Origin of the sequence: Ammoniphilus resinae (genome assembly GCF_017873965.1) — a bacterium.
Taxonomy (GTDB): Bacteria; Bacillota; Bacilli; order Aneurinibacillales; family RAOX-1; genus Ammoniphilus_A; species Ammoniphilus_A resinae.
In genome coordinates this window covers 141,615-159,080 of sequence record NZ_JAGGKT010000010.1, presented here as the reverse complement: position 1 = coordinate 159,080, position 17,466 = coordinate 141,615, and the positions used below count along the sequence as shown (strand labels likewise).

Sequence of the window (17,466 nt, the reverse complement as noted above, 5' to 3'; positions counted from 1 at the left end):
TTAGTAGGACGGAATAAGGAGAATCCTAAATATGAAGGACCACCACCCCATCTTCGACAGTCACATGAAACGTTTCCACTCGTTCATCTTCAAGATTCTCCTGGATGGGTTCAACTGTTACATCATACGTTGCCACCCGACACTTATGTGGGTTGAAAATTGATTTTCCATTTAAAATATCAAACTCCCATCCATGCCATGGACAACGGATAATTTCCCCTTCTCTTCCCCACACATATTCACCGACTTTGGATGGTAAGGGCATTCCAGTTACGGTTCCCTCACAAAGGGCAACCTTATAGTGAGGGCATACATTTTTAATTGCATAGTATGAGTCCTTTATATTGAATACGCCAATGGAACGCCCTTCCAACTCTACAATCTTGCGTTCTCCCGGAGGGAGTTCAGATACTTTGCATACGATATGGCTTGCCATATGGCTCATCCCCCTATTTATAGATTGTAAAATGCTTTCGCGTTCTCATAGAAAATTTTATTTTTCATCTGATCGGAAATGTTTCGAGGAAAAATTTCGGCCGCAACGTCTGTATCAAAATGTGGGTAATCACTACTAAACATCATAATATTTTCAGCATCAATCACTTCCAAGAGATAACGGAAATGTTCGTCATTGTCAGGACGGTGCATTGGCTGGGTGCCAAACCGAATATGGTCTTTCACGTACAAGCTTGGCAACTTCTTGACCCAAGGAATTTCAAAGCGAAAACTCTTATAAAGAGCATCTAACCTCCATAACATTCCAGGGAGCCAAAATGTACCTCCTTCAAGTAGTACCATTCGCAGTCCAGGGAATCGTTCAAATACACCTTCCGTCAGAAAGCTGACTAAATGGGCCTGGAAATTACAAGGAACCAAAGTCAGCCATTCTACATAACGATTGGGAAATCCTGTGGTGAACCGCGAGTTTCCTCCTAGTCCATCTGTTCCAACATGGATGGCAAGTGGAAGCCCGTAACGCTCACACGCCTCATAAATCGGCCAATATTGCCGCTGTCCTAATGGAGCGCGGGATCCGGAATCTAGATAAACCTGTACAAAATCGGGATGTCCTGCCCAGCGCTCAATTTCTTTCACCGCCAAATTGGGATCCTGATGAGACACTGTAATAGACGCTTTAAAAACACCATCGTAATTCACTTTACTATTGAGCCATTTATCATGTACCCAGCTATTAAATGCTGCATTTATCTCTGCCTTAAAATCTGGATCCGAGAAAAAATCCGCATAAATCCATGGACTTAAAATAGCTGTTTCAATATTGTTTGGCTTGATAAGCTGCTCACGCAAATGATTCGGATCAGAAGCGATGGGGCCTCCTGATGGGGTGTTACCCTTGATAGTAGTACGTCCTAAGGGATTATCAAATATCCCTCTTCCCTTAAAGAGATTGAACATATCACGAAAAGGTTGACGCATATACGCTTTGATCTCATCATAGCTGACGGGCTGGATATGCACATCACAATCGATGACCGCTAATGTTCTTTTTTGACTTTTCACTTCTGCTTGAGTGGCTGTACTATCGCTCATATACAAACCTCCTTATAATTTCATGCACAAAAACTAAAGCTTCCTTTGCTTTCGCTCTTAGAGCATCGGCTTATTTAATACAACCTGTATGCAAGTTGTATTTGTTAAAAACGATTTTATTTTATTTTGACTTTTTAGTCAATTATTTAATTTAGAAAAACTGTCCGACTATATTTTTTAACACTATAAGCAAGTTACTTATGTTTTCTAAATTGACAAATTTTTGTGAATGTTATATTCTGTTGCATATCACTTGTATGCAGGATGTATGTCGGTTGAAACACTTTTGTAATTTAAGAAGGGATCTGACGCAATTAAATTTACTAGGTTGGGGGAAAGAAAGAATGGTTAAAAAAATCCTAAGCAGTTCCTTATCAGCTGTTGTTCTAGCAGGCTTACTAACAGGGTGTGGAGCGGATTCACAAACATCTGGGAATGCAGAACAAAAACCTAATGACCCATCTCCTCAAAACGAAAAACCCGCATCATCCAATAGCAATTCCAATCCTAACGAGGGAAATGAATCTAAATTCGAAGAAATGAAGATTGTATTTGGTCACGTGCAGGCAGGTTCAGAAGACTCCTATCTTCATCAAGGTTCTATGAAATTTAAAGAGCTAGTTGAAAAAGCGACAAATGGTAAGGTGACAGTAGAAATCCATCCTGCTGGGGAATTAGGTGGAGAACGTGAAATGATGGAAGGTGTGCAGCTAGGTACCGTCGATATGATGCTTGCCTCTACTGGTCCATTAGGAAACTTTACCCCTATTGCAAATGCATTTGATTTTCCTTTCCTCTTTCGGGACCGAGAACATGCTTACAAAGTGCTAGATGGTGAAATCGGTGATGAGATTGGAAATGAATTGGGTAAGTCTGGATTAAAAGTATTAGCATGGGCTGAAAATGGCTTTCGTAATATAACAAATAACGATCATCCCATTAAAAAACCTGAAGACTTAAACGGATTAAAAATTAGAACGATGGAAAATAAAATACATATGGAAAGTTTTTTAGCATTTGGTGCTAGTCCAACTCCAATGTCATTTACAGAGTTATTTACTTCCATGCAACAGGGTGTAGTGGATGGCCAAGAGAATCCACTAGGTGTTATCATTTCGAGTAAGTTTTATGAGGTGCAGAAGTACCTAAGCCTTACTGGTCATTTTTATAATCCAGCTTTATTTATCATTACAAAAACAAAATTTGATAGCTTTACTCCTGAATTACAACAAGTTCTTTTAGATTCTGCTGCTAAAGCTCGAGATTACCAAAGAGAATTTATTAGTTCAAAAGAGCAAGAGAATCTTGAACTGGCTAAGAAAGAAGGGATGGAGGTTACAGATAAAGAAGATGTCGATTATGATGCATTCCTTAAAGCCTCTCAAAAAGTCTATCAGAAGTACGACAGTGAATATGGGGATATCTTACGTCGTATTCAAGCGGTGAAATAAAACCTTGTCCGACTTGGCCAAGCTAACGCTTTATCTCAAAAAAGGGGGCTGCCCCCTTTTTTGAGGTGGAGCGCTGCAAAAGATTAAACAAATAGATAACATCACCCACATCTTTTATTCTGCATACCAGGATTTCGCTCCACTCTCATCAGAACAAATCGAAGTAGATACAGCCATGTTAAAAAATGTGGCAATGTCCGTCCAGGAAACATCGAATTCACTGGAACGTGTTCTATTAATGCAAGGTGCGAAAGTTTACGGCGTTCGTTTAGGAAAATATAAAACACCTGCCAAAGAGACAGATCCACGGCATATGCCACCACACTTTTATTATAACCAGGAGGATTTTTTACGTTCGTATCAAAAAGGAAAGAACTGGACTTAGACTATTTTGCGTCCGGATTTAGTAGCCGGTCTATCCATAGGTAATCAGATGAACATTGCGATGGTGATTGCCGTTTATGCCACTATCTCAAAAGAACTAGACTTGCCCTTGCGATTCCCCGGAAAAACAGGAGCCTACCAAGCGCTTGCTCAAGGATGCATCACTTCTGGCACGGGGTGCTGTTTGGGCGGCCACAGATGATAGATGCTCTTTTGAGGTATTCAACATTACAAACGGCGACTTTTTCAGGTGGGAACACCTTTGGCCCAAGTTCGCCGAATTCTTCAAGATGGACTACGCACCACTGCAAACCATTTCCTTAAAAGATATGATGCCGCTTCAACGGAATACGTGGGAGAAGATGGTCTCGAAATACCGTTTACAATCTGTTCCATTTGAAAAAGTAGTAACCTGGCGCTTTGGTGACTTGGTGTTTGGCCGTGAATTTGATGTGATGTCTGATACAACAAAAATTAAACAGTTTGGCTTTACAGAGGTGCTGGGCAGTGAAGAAATGTTTTTGCGCATTTTTCAGGAATTCAAATCGAAAAAAATTATTCCATAGATGTAAACAGCCGGCTTCACTTATGTGAGCGGCTGTTTTTCTTTACTACTATTCCTTCATTAAAAATGCCGTGATGTCTGGATCAACCAAGCTGATGAACTTCAATGCATCTTCTCTCGTCCTTACCACGTCACCATAATGATACGGGACGACAATGCGAGGCCGAATGAAATTAGCTGTTCTCGCTGCTTCTTCATAAGCCATCGTATAGGTAACACCCATCGGAAGGAATGCGACGTCCGCGTCCACATTCTCCATCTCTGGTATCAGATCCGTATCTCCTGCTAAGTAATAGGAAGATCCATTGGTGTTAATGATAAAACCGGCCCATTCCCGGTCCTTCGGATGATTTTCTTTTGTTACATTGTAAGCCGGTACCGTTTTATAAGTGATACCCTTTACAGTCCCCTCTTCGTTCTATGGAGACCCCAATATCAAATTAGGAATAAACAAGACTAGCTGTGGTACAAAACTTACGATTAACAGCACTATAACCAATGCAATGACAAATGGGGCAATGGCTTTGGAAATTCTTTCAAAAGGAACGGATGAAACACTTGATAGCACATACAAGACCAATCCTACGGGTGGCGTAATCAATCCAATCATCAAGTTTAAAATCATGATAATCCCAAAATGGACAGGGTCAATTCCGTAACTAATGGCTAAAGGCAGCAAAACAGGAGTTAGGATGGGAATGGCCGCAGAATTATCCATAAATGTACCTATGATCAGAAGAAACATATTGATAATAATCAAAGCCATAAACTCACTGCTAATATAGCCGACAAAGTATTGTGACAACATCTGTGGAATTTGTTCACTAGCTAAAATCCACCCAAAAACTGCTGCACAGGAAACTATAAGCGAAACATTGATCGTGGTTTTGCCTGCCGTGATTAAAAAGGTGGGCAGTTCTCTTAAAGTGAAAGATTTATATAAGAATCCCAAAAACAATGCATAGAGTACTGTAACTCCAGCAATTTCTGTAGGTGTAAAAATCCCGGTAAAAATTCCTGCCAATACAATGACGGGTGTTAATAGTGGCAAGAATGCTTCCTTTGTAGCCAGATATAATTCTTTCCAAGAAGATCTAGGATGCTTGGGGAGACCCTTTCTTCTACCATAGATATAAATCATGATACATAAGGCAATCGCCATAATTAATCCGGGAATAATCCCTCCTAAAAATAATCTCCCAATCGATACATCGGATATTGCAGCAAATACAATGACGGGAACACTAGGTGGAATAATGGGACCAATGACCGAGGAAGCTCCTGTAATCGCCAAACTAAAATTTTCCTTGTATTTGGCTTTACGCATCGCTTTTAATTCTACAGCTCCGAGGCCTCCGACATCTGCAATAGCAGACCCTGACATTCCTGAGAAAATCACACTGGCCAAAACATTTGCATAAGCAAGTCCTCCCGTAAAATGTCCTAAAACACGCTCTGCAAAGGTAAACAAACGGGTAGTAATCCCCGATACATTCATAATTTCTCCAGCTAAAATGAACATCGGAACAGCGAGAAGCGGAAAGGAATCCACCCCAGCGATTAACCGCTGAGTAACCACTGTTAAGGGAATATCGTTAGAGACCATGTAAAAAAGTGAACTAATAAACAAACAAAAAGCAATCGGTACGCGGAGGATGAGTAATAGAAAAAATGTTCCGAAGAGTATGGTCATATGTTCTCACCTCTTAGTTCAGCATAGAATCTTTTTATTAATTGAACGGTTTCAATGAGTAGCCGTATAACAACTAACACCATACTGATTGGAACAAAAATGATCAAAAAGAACATAGGCATCTGTAAAGCAGCAGATAGGATATTCGTTTGAGATACCGCAAAGCTAAAAGAAGACGGCACAATATATAAGAAACTGAATATGGCTATGAAATTAAGAATGATAGACAAAATATCTTGTAATTTCTTAGGGAGAAAATGAAAAAAAAATTCCATTCGTACATGGATCTGTTTCTTTACACCATAACCAATACCAATTAATGTGATCCAAACAAATAGATATCTGGCTAACTCCTCACTCCAAATGAGCGGCATATCGAAAAATCGTAAAGGAATTTGCACCGTCACCATGAAGGTGATCAGGGCAATCCCAACGGCAATTACATATTCATCGAGACTGTCTATTATTCTTAGAATTTTATTTGATTTATTCAACGCAATCCCCTACCTTTTGAATAAAGGTCTGGTGGAGAATAGTTCTCCACCAGTTCATCACGGATTATTTCACAGCTTGAATTTTTTCGTAAATCCCTGCTCCCCACTCAGATTCAAATTCTGTGATCACCGATTTCGTCGCTTCTCTGAAGGCATCGACATCAGGCTCGATCACTTCCATTCCTTTTGCTTTAAGATCATCTAATGCACTCTTTTCAAAATCTAGAATCGCTTGATTCATTTTCTCACCATTCGAATGAACGACGTCAGTTACAATTTTTTGCAAGTCTGAAGAAAGCGAATTTAACTTTTGATCATTTATGATAAAGGCAACCGCTTGGGTCACGTGCCCCGTTAAACTAATATACTTTTGCACCTCATTAAACTTGGCTGAGGTAATTTGGGCAAGTGGATTTTCTTGTCCGTCAATAACTCCCTGTTGAAGACCTAAATAGACCTCGGAAAACGCCATAGGAGTGGGAGTAGCCCCCATGGCTTTGGCATTCGCCACACTCAAGGGTTGATCCGGAACTCTAAGTTTTACACCCTTTAAATCTTCCGGTGTATTTATGGGAACATTTGAAGTAGTAATATATCGCTGCCCCATATAGAGGACTGAAAGCGATCGAATTCCAATTTCTTTTGCCATCTCATTCGCCAATTCCTGGCCAAATTCTCCGTTCATCGCTTTCATTAAATGTTCAGCATCCCGAAACACAAAAGGCCCATCAAAGATTAGCATCGGTTTGAATCGCTTACCCAGTTCTCCAGGTCCTGCCATCGTCATGTCTACCGATCCCGTGGTTAACCCATCAACGAGGTCCTTTTCACTCCCTAGCTGGCCTCCAGGATACACTTTAACATCTAATCTTCCTCCGGATTTTTCATTAATTTCCTTCGCGATATTTTCGGCTCCTATGGCAAATGGATGTTCAGGTGCATATCCATGGGCAAGCTTCAGCACAACCGGAGCATCTTTTACTTTGGTTGTAGAGGGTTTTTCTCCACCAGAGTTTGTTTCTACCCCGCCAGAGCATCCAACCAATAATGCAAAACAAGCTAGCAGACAAATCCATTGACGTGCACATTTCTTCATCATCTACCATCCTCCTCCATTTGCATTCATCATTTGCTGTAGTACATGAGTACCTTCCTAATGGCTGCAGCAATATCTTCTACATGCTGATCAGTCAATTTTTCATTCCATGGGATAAACAACATGCTTTGGCAAGCCTGATTTGCTACTGGACACAGATCCACATCAAATGATTGAACTTTGTTTTTGATCACCTCATACATATAAATGGGATAAGGAAGATAACCGGGTGCAGTTTGGACTCCTTCAGCTGTCAATGCCCTTGCCAACACCTGATTACTGACTTTGAATTGTTTAGGTTCTATGGTAAGTGCATACTCATAGTACGTATTTCTGGCCCACTCTACTTCTAAAGGGGGAACAACTCCATTCAGGCCCTTAAGCAAATCTGATAGATAGGTTGCTGATTTGCGCCTCCTCTCAATAAAATCGTCCAACTTTCGAAACTGTGCAATACCAACTGCTGCCTGTAGTTCCGTCATATGATAGTTAGGTGCTAAAAAGAGGTGGTCTCTATATTTTTCTCTGGGCCAACCTTTATCTGCACAATGCTGTAATTTACGGCCACATATTTCGTCACGATTGGTAATAACCATCCCACCGTCACCGGTCGTCATATGCTTACTTTGCTGAAAACTAAAACAGCCTACATCACCAATCGTCCCTACCAATCTGCCTTTATATTCCGTTAGGTGGGCCTGGCAACAATCTTCAACAACAAATAACTTATGTTTTCTAGCAATATCCATAATCGGATCCATATCACAAGGAAAACCATACAGATGAACGGGTATAATGGCCTTCGTTCTTTCCGTTATGCGATGTTCAATATCTTTTGGATCCATATTTTGCGTATGCAAATCGACATCCACAAAAACAGGAGTGGCATTCTCAGATAACACCGCAATAATGGTACCCATATCGGTAATTGCAGGAACTAAAACTTCATCACCTGGGCCAATATTCAAAAAGATCATCGCCGTGTGCAGGGAAGCTGTACCGCTACTTACAGCAACTGCCGTATCAACCTTGAATTTTTCTGCCCATTCTTGTTGAAATTGTTTTATTTTCGCTCCATATAAAAATCCCATATTTCCAGACTTAACAACTTCTGTCACCAACCTTAATTCCTCTTCCCCAACATCTCTACCCGAAGTATTCTTTACACTTGGCAATTCATAAGGAATTTGCGGGCTTCCTCCCATTAAGGCCAGTTCATTCATGGTCCCCATCCTCTCTTTCAAATGTATTGTTGGATTTTTATTTCACGAAGAGTGATCTGATCAAATGGATACATTGGTTTTTTGATATGGTTAAACCTTAATCGCTTCAGATTTAAATCTGTAAATCCGGGAGTATCCACGATCACGATGGATTTAGCAATATTTTGGTATGATGCTCGGAATAACTTATGTGACTTTTGGATGATTAAATCTTGCTCTTCAGGGATGATCCCAATACTTCTCAAGACTTCAGCATCATGAATGAGGGTAGGATATTCAGATACAATTAATTGAATCGATGGATCAATTTTTAATAATGCCCTTCTACCTAAATTCAATTTAATCCCAGAAAACGATGACCCTTTCACCTCTATAATCTGTTCCGATAATTCAGAAATATAGGCCTGTAGTTTAACTGCACAATTGTATCCGTAATCTTTTTCTCCACCCACTTCAAACCAGGCTGATTTCCCCTTGCCAACTTGAAATGCCTGTTCTACTGTTTTGGAATCTACGATGGGGATCACCGCTGAAAGATTTTTCTTGTGCTTAATCATTTCTCTTAGAATAACCGTGCTATCACCGATTGCCCCTCCACTAATGACATCACCGGAGTCAATCAAGATGATTGGACTTTCCCATTGATCAACCTTATCCAACACCCTTTCTACGGTTGGATAGGTATTAAAAAACAATAATTTTGAGTCCCAAATATAAGAGAGAATATTTACGATTTCAGTCTTCATCCATTCCTCGCTGGAATCTCCCAGCGTATAAGTAATCATGGAAACACCTGGTTGATTGATATCCAGCCATGGCTGCGGACAAAAAAGGGAGGCACTGAGAATCAAACGATTGTGGTCAAGTTGTTCAATGTGCTGGATGGCGTGGGACATCGGTCCATGGGAAGTTTCTGTATTCTCAACAGGAAGGATCAGAGGAAGCGTTGCATAGTATTTGCTTATTTTGGGATTGTCATCTAATAATTGTTTCATACACTTCGCGGCTCTAACTCCCGTATCTTTAAAATCAACATGAGGATACGTACGAAATCCCACTAGAATATCTGACATCTCTATCATTTTTTCGGTTACAGCAGCATGATAATCCAATGTGCTGACAATTTTCACATGAGTTCCGACGACTCTTCGGACCTGTTCTAAGATATATCCTTCACAATCCTCCAACCCATCCGACACAAGAGCTCCATGAAGTGACAATAAGACACCATCTACCGGTAGATTTTTTTGCAGTTCATCTACTAGACGGTTGATGAGAAATTGAAGAGCATCCTTTTTGATCTTCCCGGATGGAACGGCCCAGGCAGCGATCCCTGGGATTAACGTTACCTCATCGAACAGCTCTAAGTACTGTAAAAAACCAGCAATTTCGCTATTTGTATGGAACAGGTGACTCCTAATCTCACTCCCTTCTAAATAATACCCTCTCTGAAAATTAGTGAGATTCGTGATCAGAGGACTAAATGTATTTGTTTCTTGTATAATACTGGCATAATAAATTCTCAATTATACCATCCTCCTATCTCTTCTTCCTTCACAGCTTCATATGACTCCTCTTGAACTAAGTAAAAAAACTTGAGAACTTGTTCCTTTGCTTCTCTTACATCACGTTTCGAATAATAGATGGCTTTATCTAGATCTTTTTCTAGGAAAGCATCAATAATTTCCCTGTGATTTCGGATTTCTTTTTTGATCAGATCTTTTGGGCTCTTTTCTTTTAACTCATACAATATACATAAGCGTCTGCTCCGTTTGGTTAGGTCAATAATATTTCGGGTTTCCTTTTGAATGATTTGAGGGCAGAATCGAAGTAAATAATCATGTAATTCCAGGTCAAGTTGAAAATAGTCCAACAACACCTCCTCGTTCACTTCTTCCTTGATTAAAAATTGATGGAACTTTTGAAGGTAATCCTCTAGTATTTTGCTGTCGACTTTATTGATGGCAATTTTTGCTACTAATCCTTCTATTTCTTCACGAAGCTCATAAATGGCCTTAATTTCTTCTAAAGATAGTTCTCTTACGTAAGTTCCACTCTGTGGAACAATCTCCACGTATCCATCTCGTTCAAGGGCCTGAAGAGCATTTGAAACTGGAGTTCTGCTTACATTGAGGTGTTTACTTATCTTTTCCACGCTGAGCTTTTCTCCAGGTTTAAGGTTGTCAAGAATAATTTCTTTCTTAATTAGTTCATAAACTTGTTCACTTAAACTTTTTTTGTTTAGCATGGAATAACCTGCTTTCCGTTATACTTACATGTTAAAAACCTCCTGCTTCAAACATGTAACATGTTACATGCTGCAGTTTATCCTATTCGTGTTTTCAAACATTTATGACAGTTGGGGATCGAACAAAACCTAGAACCCTAAAAATGGTTAAAAAATCTTTATGATCAAGTCCAAAAAACAAAGAAATCCCTGATTTCTCTAGGAGAAACAGGGATTAGGATGAGCTGCAGCTGGTAAACTTTGGCCTATTGCTAAGCAACTCAGTGTACAATGGAAACGGTTTTCGGTAATTGCTTATATTCCAGGTGTTTTAAATTCGAAGTGCAGCAACCGTGGGATCAATTCGAATCCTTCATTTGATAAATAGAATCACTCCATTGATTGTAAAACACGGTCGGCTCCTTCAATGGTTCTCTGAATATCCTCATCGGAATGAACCGCGGACACATACCATAGACCTGTTGGACGAACGAGAATCCCCTCATCCAGCATCTTTTCTGCAAATAGGCTATATTTGGCAGCATCCCTTTTTTGGAAAGTGGCAAAGTCGCGTACTTCATCTTCCTGAATAAACATCATATGAAAGACAGGTCCAATCTGATTGATGACTCCCCTTACACCATTTTTCAACATCACATCACGAAGACCTGAAACAAGATTCTGCGTTAGCCTTTCCATCTTTTCGAACACGGCGTTGTTATTTTTCGAAAGAATATCAATGGTAGCCAAGCCTGCTGCGGTGACCATCGTATTCCCATTCATGGTACCAAGATGGTTTACGCGTCCTGTTGCCACCAAATCCATGATCTCTTCTTTGCCTGCAACAACACTTAACGGTACTCCTCCTGCAACGGCTTTCCCCATCGTAACCAAGTCGGGTTTAATATTGAATCTTCCATGTGCACCGCCGATCCCAAGTCTGAATCCAGTAATGACTTCATCAAAAATCAAAACAATGCCTAACTCTTGTGTCCACTCTCGCATTTGTTCAAGGTATCCTGGTTTAGGCAGGATACATCCAGAATTACACATGACAGGTTCGGTTATGATGGCAGCGATTTGCTCCCCATACATGTCTAATGCCTGTTTCAGTGCTTCCGGATCGTTCCAAGGCAATAAGATAATGTCTTGTAAACTGGATTCACTTTGCCCTGAAGTACCTGGAAGGACACGGTCTGCCTGATCGCTATTCTCCTTTACCAAATCCGGACTTGGGAAAGAAGTAAAAATCGCATCAGACCAACCATGGTAATGTCCGTGAAAGCGAATCACCTTCTGTCTGTTTGTGTACGCTCGAGCCAAGCGCAGGGCCAACATAACGGCCTCTGTACCTGATCCACTAAAGGTAACCTTATCAGCACAAGGAAGGACTTCCGTTAAACGTTTGGACAGCAGGATTTCTCCGTCATGCTGAAGTCCATAAGCATTCCCGCTTTTCATTGCCTGATAGGTTTTTTCTGTTAACTCGGGATCGGCATGCCCTAAAATGAGCGGACCGTACGCCAACAAGTAATCTATATAATCATTTCCATCTGCATCGATGACATGGGATCCCGATGCCGTTTTCACAAATAGAGGGATCGGTTTCATCGCACCGCGAAGAAAGCTTGAAACCCCTCCTGCTAAATACTTTTTGGATTCTTCGATTTTGGAAACTGACTCGTTGAAAGTTCTCATTTTGCTTTTTCTCCTTTTCAATTGAAATCCACAAAATCCACCTAATAAAACCAAGGTTTTATTTTAACGAATTCATCATAACACGGTAAAATTTTTATATCAATACAAATATTCAAAATATTAAACAGAGTAATTTATCTGCTGCTATTTACAAACTTGCGCCAATATTATACCATGGTTTCAATAAATGAAATTCGGGTTTCAAAATTCAAGTTAAGAAAGGTGGTAACATGGTAGCAGACAACCTTAAAAATAATGATCGGTACACGATAAATTCTATAGAAAAAGCACTGGATCTGCTTGAACTATTAGCAGAAAAAGAAAACCTTAACCTTCTCGAGCTAGCTGAACTAACGAATCGGCCGAAATCCTCTTTATTTAGAATCATTACCACACTAGAGAATAGAGGATATATCGCTCGAAGTGAAAATAATGATAAATACTGTCTAGGATTGAAGATACTAGATCTCTCTAAACAGTTTCTTGAAAAAAACAACATACGAAATGCCGCACTTGCAGAAATGAATGCTCTTCTCCACAAATATGGAGAATCGGTCAATCTAGGGATCTTAAAAGATGGGGAAATTACGTACGTTGAAGTATTGGAAGGAACCCATCAACTTCGGTTTAAGGATGAAGTAGGATCCAAGGCCCCTTTTCACGCGACTGCAATGGGAAAGGTGATTCTTGCCTATCTTTCCGATGAAGAAATGAATCAATTACTTCCAGAAGAGAATATGGACGCTTTCACCCCTTATACGATTGTTGATCTCGCAGAATTAAAGAAGCAATTACCTGTTATCAAGAGTGTTGGGTATGCTGTAGATACGCAAGAAATCGTGCTCGGTGTCAAATGCATTGCTGCGCCCATATTCAATATGTTCGGGAAGGCTGAAGCTGCGATCAGTTTATCTGGTACCATTCATCGGATCCATGATGGAAATATAGATGCCATCAGTAAAGATGTCGTACTTGCAGCAAGAAATATATCGAGAAAAATGGGTTTTGCTGGCGATTCTTAACAAATTAGAATCTATTGAATACCCGTTCCATTAAATGAAAAACAGCGGCAGTCATGGATAAAGTCTTAGACTGTCGCTGTTTTATTAGGTGTTAACATTATAACACGATGATTATATTTCAAGGTGGCGAATCATTCATGGATAGACAAGCTAGAAGAACAGGTTTCCTTCTTGTTATAACAGGTGCGATCTTTTGGGGCGGGAGTGGCACCGTGGTAAAAAAGCTCTTTCAAGAATATGCAATCGATGTCAATTGGCTTGTCACGACACGTTTGCTCATCGCTGGTATTTTACTCTTGACCGTTCATTTTTTTGGAAAAGACCATTCACAAGTATTTGGTGTATGGAAAAATAGAAGGTCAGCGTTTCAACTCATTGTTTTCGGATTACTTGGTATGCTAGCCGTTCAATACACGTACATGGCATCGATTCACCATGGTAATGCTGCGGTTGCAACGCTATTACAATATTTAGCACCTGTATTCATTATCATCTATTTAATCCTGCGAAAACAATCTGCCTTCACACGACAAGATTTATTAAATATTCTCCTTACTTTAATTGGTTGTTTATTCTTATTAACAAACGGTTCCATTTCTCAACTATCCGTGCCCACACCTGCAATCGTTTGGGGGATTTTATCAGGAATAGCACTAGCCTTTTATACCTTATATGCAGTTTCCCTATTAAAGCATTACAATTCCCTCGTCATTGTTGGCTGGGCGATGATCATTGGTGGTTTTGCATTTAGCTTTATCCATCCCCCTTGGCAAATCGACCTCTCAAGCTTGAGGATAGCAACCTATTTATACTTACTATTCGTTATCGTATTGGGTACAATGGTTGCCTTTTATTTTTATATTAAAAGTTTAGAAAGTCTTTCACCAAAAGAAACAAGCCTTATAGGTAGCTTAGAGCCACTTTCGGCTGTTTTAACAACTGTATTTTGGTTAAAAGAACCTTTTGGATTTTTCCAATGGATGGGAACTGCTTGTATTATTGGCATGATCTTATTATTGGCATTAAATAAACAATCTTCATCAAAGACGAACCAACCGCTAAAAGAGGAAATGCCCCTTACATAAGGCTCAGAGATGGGCCCCTTTTTTGAGGTGAAGTGACCGTCTACGACCATAGGAACCCTATAGAAACCTCTTACTAGTCAGTTAGAATAATACTTCTAGCTATTCTAGTAAGATTTTTATACTTTTTGACAGGGGAAGTCGGTCCAAACCAATTTTCTGCTTAAGGAATAACATATTTTAAATCTGATGAAAGAGGTGTTTTCAAGTGGGTATTCGCCCTCAAGGTTGTCATTGCTTTATTGACAATCATACAGTTTCAGGTTCAATAGTGCCCTATACATTTTTTATTCGTGCTGAAGATGATTCACCTATTTTTAGGGATTTTACATTGAATCACAACAAGACATTAATATTTTTACATTATCCTGAGTTTTCAGGAACACCGGTTCCTGGCGAACTTGGAGTAACGATTAATGTAAGAGGTTCTACCACTCCTATTGTTAACGAAAATATAAGACTAGGACAAACGAGAGTATATCAAGTAGAGGATTTCGAAAGTTTAGTTATAACAAATTCAATATTAGCACACGCATCAATTGATGCATATATTCAAAAAACATTCTGTATTTGTTGTAATAGAACATAAGAAAAGGATAACACCTCGCCAATGTAAATCTTCTCAAAATTCATTTCAACCAATTTTTGCAACTCTGTCAAGCTAACGCTTTAGCCCAGAGATGGGATGCCCCCCCCTCCCCTCCATTGATGGAGTAAACAGAAGTGAGTCGACCACCCTTGAGGAGCTGGGAAAAGAAATAAATCCCTAATTTCTCAACACGGAAATCAGGGATTTTTGCCTTTTTATTCGACGTTCTCTGAGTGACGCCTGATCCCTGAGGTGATGCGTGACAACACTTCACCCTTCGTTATCAATCGTAGATTTTCTTGTTTTTAACGGCTCCCCTATTCAGCTGCTCTCCGATTGGAACCGCGATGACACGGATTTCATCGAGAATTTTATGCTCAATCATTTGCCCGATCTCAGGGATTTTGTGCTCAATCTCATGCTGAATTTGCCGCTTGATGGCATCTTTAAGGTATGGGCTTTGAATGTAAACACTTAGTGCATTTCCGCTGACTTTGACGCGGATGCCTGCCTTAGGAAGATGTTGATACACGATGTCCTCAATATCATACAGACTGATTTTTTCTCCATGCTTCAGTTCGGTGCCTACTCTTTTCACCAGTTTCTTAAAGCTTTGCCTCCATTCGCCTTCGATCAGGACAGGCTTTAAGTCGCGGACCACGTCATACGTGACAAAACGGATGGCGGGGAACATGTTCCTGACAAAGGAGGTTAAGACCAGAATCCGCTCATTCTCTCGAAGTGGATCAACTTCGATATTCAAGGCTTCCGCTTCTATCCCTTCGGCAACCATGCCATCGACAAGGATGTACCGGTCATGTTCATGGGAATAGTAGGCGATGGTTCCGATCTCGATGGATCCATACGTATCCATGATATCGGCCGACTGAATACGGAATTGCTGAGCCATTCGCCCGATCCATTGCTCGGTTGCAACCTCTCCCACGAGAATGATTTTCTTGATCCCAAATTCGGCGGGGTCATCCGCTGCAGATACGAGGTGATCCAAAATTGAAGGCATCGTATACAAGAGACCCGGCTTAAAGTCTTTCAGTTGCTTTACATGCTCCGCAATGGGCAGTTGAAAGGAAATCTCTTTGCTCTGCAAATGTAATCTATCAAAAATCTTCAAGGCCGTACTTGCCGCATGGCCTGTTCCCATATCCGCCATGGCTGTTTGGATTCCCGCCTGTTTGATGAATCGCTGGAATACTTCCGTTTTCAAATTCACGTAAGCTTCATCATCGGCTTCGGAATAATAAATCTGCTTTCGGACGTTGGAACTGGTGCCCGAAGTCCGATAGACATGAAGCGGCGTGTGATCTGGAGCTGTTAATGGCTGCGTATAATAATGCTTTTCTAAAAGCTCCGCTGTCATCAGCGGAAAATCCTCCAAGCGCTTCGGTGTTTCGGACAGCAAGTCTTTGTACCATGGGAACACGGTCGTGACCTCATCTGCTTTTTGTCTCCAGTCATGCTCTGAGGAGCGCATCTTTTCCCCTTCTTCCTGTTATCGATATGTATGTATATGCGCACATGGAGAAAAATGCCAAGGCCATGCCAACCGCAATGTCACGCCATGCACCGACCCCATATAGTAAATAGGGGTGATTCGGAATGAAAGGGAAGCACTATTCATTTCATCTTCGCAGCAAATGGGAAAAAACGCAGGCCTTACTAAAAAATAGCCGAATTGCGGGATGGGTGCCGGCAACCAAAAAAATGACCAAAGCGAACCTTCAGGCCATGCTGGGTCAACATGCTATGGTTTACATCAAGCCGGATCAGGGGTCGAAAGGCATAGGCGTGATGAAAATCGAAAAACCGAGGGGAAGCGGTAGCCCGATCTATCGCTGCCAATCCGGGACCGAGGTTCGCACCTTTTCTGTATATGAATCTCTGGAGAAATATGTTCAAGCATTTTCCGGAAAACGACCTTATTTGATTCAAAGGGGCATTCATCTTCCACGATTCAAAGAACGACCTTATGATCTTCGCGTCATGGTGCAAATGAGCCCAGAGAACAAATGGGAAACCACCGGCATGGTCGGCCGACTGGCCAAGCGGGGAAAAATTGTCACGAATGGCAGCCAAGGGGCTCAAAGCGTGTACGTGGATGTTTTGTTGCCCAAACTCCAACGTCATCGGCTGAAGGCTCTCCTAAAAAATATAGGCTTTACCACTGCCTTACATCTGCAAAAACTGTATCCACCCATTAAAGAAATCGGCCTTGACATCGCCTTTGATTCCCGTTTTAAGCCATGGATCCTCGAATTCAATACCCTTCCCGAGCCACACCCTTTTATGAAATTGAAAGATCAACGCATGTATCATAAAATGATCCGTTATGGCAAGGCCTATGGCCGCTATACGAAAGTTAGGGTGTTGTAG

At 40.7% G+C, this 17,466-nt stretch carries 18 protein-coding genes and 1 pseudogene; 8 read left to right on the top strand and 11 right to left on the bottom strand.

What is annotated here, in order from left to right:
- Positions 1-25: 25 nt before the first annotated feature.
- Positions 26-436 carry a Rieske (2Fe-2S) protein gene (locus tag J2Z37_RS16305; RefSeq protein WP_245203863.1) on the bottom strand — a complete coding sequence of 137 codons (411 nt, stop codon included), beginning with the start codon at positions 434-436 and terminating at the stop codon, positions 26-28.
- Positions 437-453: 17 nt separating this feature from the next.
- Complete coding sequence (locus J2Z37_RS16300; RefSeq protein WP_209811345.1) at positions 454-1,551, bottom strand: amidohydrolase family protein; 1,098 nt, start codon at positions 1,549-1,551, stop codon at positions 454-456.
- A gap of 344 nt (positions 1,552-1,895) precedes the next feature.
- On the opposite strand from J2Z37_RS16300, the gene J2Z37_RS16295 reads away from it, so the two are divergent.
- The 4 genes from J2Z37_RS16295 to J2Z37_RS16280 all read left to right on the top strand — a co-directional run bounded on the left by J2Z37_RS16295 (position 1,896) and on the right by J2Z37_RS16280 (position 3,952).
- The gene (locus tag J2Z37_RS16295) at positions 1,896-3,002 is read left to right on the top strand and encodes a TRAP transporter substrate-binding protein (protein ID WP_209811344.1); all 1,107 of its coding nucleotides are present in this window, start codon (positions 1,896-1,898) and stop codon (positions 3,000-3,002) included.
- 73 nt (positions 3,003-3,075) lie between these two features.
- A complete protein-coding gene (locus J2Z37_RS16290; protein ID WP_425340333.1) occupies positions 3,076-3,387 on the top strand; it encodes a Rossmann-fold NAD(P)-binding domain-containing protein in 312 nt (103 codons plus the stop codon).
- Positions 3,388-3,393: 6 nt separating this feature from the next.
- Entirely contained in the window at positions 3,394-3,588 is a 195-nt protein-coding gene (locus J2Z37_RS16285) for a hypothetical protein (RefSeq protein ID WP_209811342.1), read from the top strand.
- A gap of 88 nt (positions 3,589-3,676) precedes the next feature.
- Positions 3,677-3,952 (top strand): hypothetical protein, encoded by a 276-nt coding sequence (locus J2Z37_RS16280; protein WP_209811341.1) that lies wholly within the window; start codon positions 3,677-3,679, stop codon positions 3,950-3,952.
- Positions 3,953-4,000: 48 nt separating this feature from the next.
- Here the strand turns inward: J2Z37_RS16280 and J2Z37_RS16275 are convergent.
- The 8 genes and pseudogenes from J2Z37_RS16275 to J2Z37_RS16240 form a co-directional block, all read right to left on the bottom strand.
- A pseudogene (locus J2Z37_RS16275) lies at positions 4,001-4,351 on the bottom strand (MBL fold metallo-hydrolase); the annotation flags it as partial.
- Positions 4,352-4,369: 18 nt separating this feature from the next.
- Positions 4,370-5,644 (bottom strand): TRAP transporter large permease, encoded by a 1,275-nt coding sequence (locus tag J2Z37_RS16270; RefSeq protein WP_209811340.1) that lies wholly within the window; start codon positions 5,642-5,644, stop codon positions 4,370-4,372.
- Positions 5,641-6,138, bottom strand: coding sequence for a TRAP transporter small permease (locus J2Z37_RS16265; protein WP_209811339.1), 498 nt, complete (start codon positions 6,136-6,138; stop codon positions 5,641-5,643). Before J2Z37_RS16265 ends, J2Z37_RS16270 begins: the two co-directional genes overlap by 4 nt.
- A gap of 64 nt (positions 6,139-6,202) precedes the next feature.
- Positions 6,203-7,237 (bottom strand): sialic acid TRAP transporter substrate-binding protein SiaP, encoded by a 1,035-nt coding sequence (locus tag J2Z37_RS16260; RefSeq protein WP_209811338.1) that lies wholly within the window; start codon positions 7,235-7,237, stop codon positions 6,203-6,205.
- 26 nt (positions 7,238-7,263) lie between these two features.
- Positions 7,264-8,457, bottom strand: coding sequence for a DegT/DnrJ/EryC1/StrS family aminotransferase (locus J2Z37_RS16255; RefSeq protein WP_209811337.1), 1,194 nt, complete (start codon positions 8,455-8,457; stop codon positions 7,264-7,266).
- 17 nt (positions 8,458-8,474) lie between these two features.
- Complete coding sequence (locus J2Z37_RS16250) at positions 8,475-9,983, bottom strand: M81 family metallopeptidase (RefSeq protein WP_209811336.1); 1,509 nt, start codon at positions 9,981-9,983, stop codon at positions 8,475-8,477.
- On the bottom strand, positions 9,980-10,705 hold the full coding sequence (locus J2Z37_RS16245; RefSeq protein WP_209811335.1) for a GntR family transcriptional regulator: 726 nt from the start codon (positions 10,703-10,705) through the stop codon (positions 9,980-9,982). The genes J2Z37_RS16250 and J2Z37_RS16245 overlap by 4 nt, the downstream gene beginning before the upstream one ends.
- A gap of 369 nt (positions 10,706-11,074) precedes the next feature.
- On the bottom strand, positions 11,075-12,382 hold the full coding sequence (locus tag J2Z37_RS16240; RefSeq protein WP_209811334.1) for an aspartate aminotransferase family protein: 1,308 nt from the start codon (positions 12,380-12,382) through the stop codon (positions 11,075-11,077).
- Between the two features lie 230 nt (positions 12,383-12,612).
- Here J2Z37_RS16240 and J2Z37_RS16235 point away from each other — a divergent pair, with 230 nt between their 5' ends.
- The 3 genes from J2Z37_RS16235 to J2Z37_RS16225 all read left to right on the top strand — a co-directional run bounded on the left by J2Z37_RS16235 (position 12,613) and on the right by J2Z37_RS16225 (position 15,075).
- Complete coding sequence (locus tag J2Z37_RS16235; protein ID WP_209811333.1) at positions 12,613-13,404, top strand: IclR family transcriptional regulator; 792 nt, start codon at positions 12,613-12,615, stop codon at positions 13,402-13,404.
- 137 nt (positions 13,405-13,541) lie between these two features.
- Positions 13,542-14,489, top strand: coding sequence for a DMT family transporter (locus tag J2Z37_RS16230; protein WP_209811332.1), 948 nt, complete (start codon positions 13,542-13,544; stop codon positions 14,487-14,489).
- A 205-nt stretch (positions 14,490-14,694) separates the two neighbouring features.
- A complete protein-coding gene (locus J2Z37_RS16225) occupies positions 14,695-15,075 on the top strand; it encodes a hypothetical protein (protein WP_209811331.1) in 381 nt (126 codons plus the stop codon).
- A gap of 283 nt (positions 15,076-15,358) precedes the next feature.
- On the opposite strand, the gene J2Z37_RS16220 is transcribed toward J2Z37_RS16225, so the two are convergent.
- On the bottom strand, positions 15,359-16,567 hold the full coding sequence (locus J2Z37_RS16220; protein ID WP_245203862.1) for a phenylacetate--CoA ligase family protein: 1,209 nt from the start codon (positions 16,565-16,567) through the stop codon (positions 15,359-15,361).
- 125 nt (positions 16,568-16,692) lie between these two features.
- On the opposite strand from J2Z37_RS16220, the gene J2Z37_RS16215 reads away from it, so the two are divergent.
- Entirely contained in the window at positions 16,693-17,466 is a 774-nt protein-coding gene (locus J2Z37_RS16215) for a YheC/YheD family protein (protein WP_209811330.1), read from the top strand.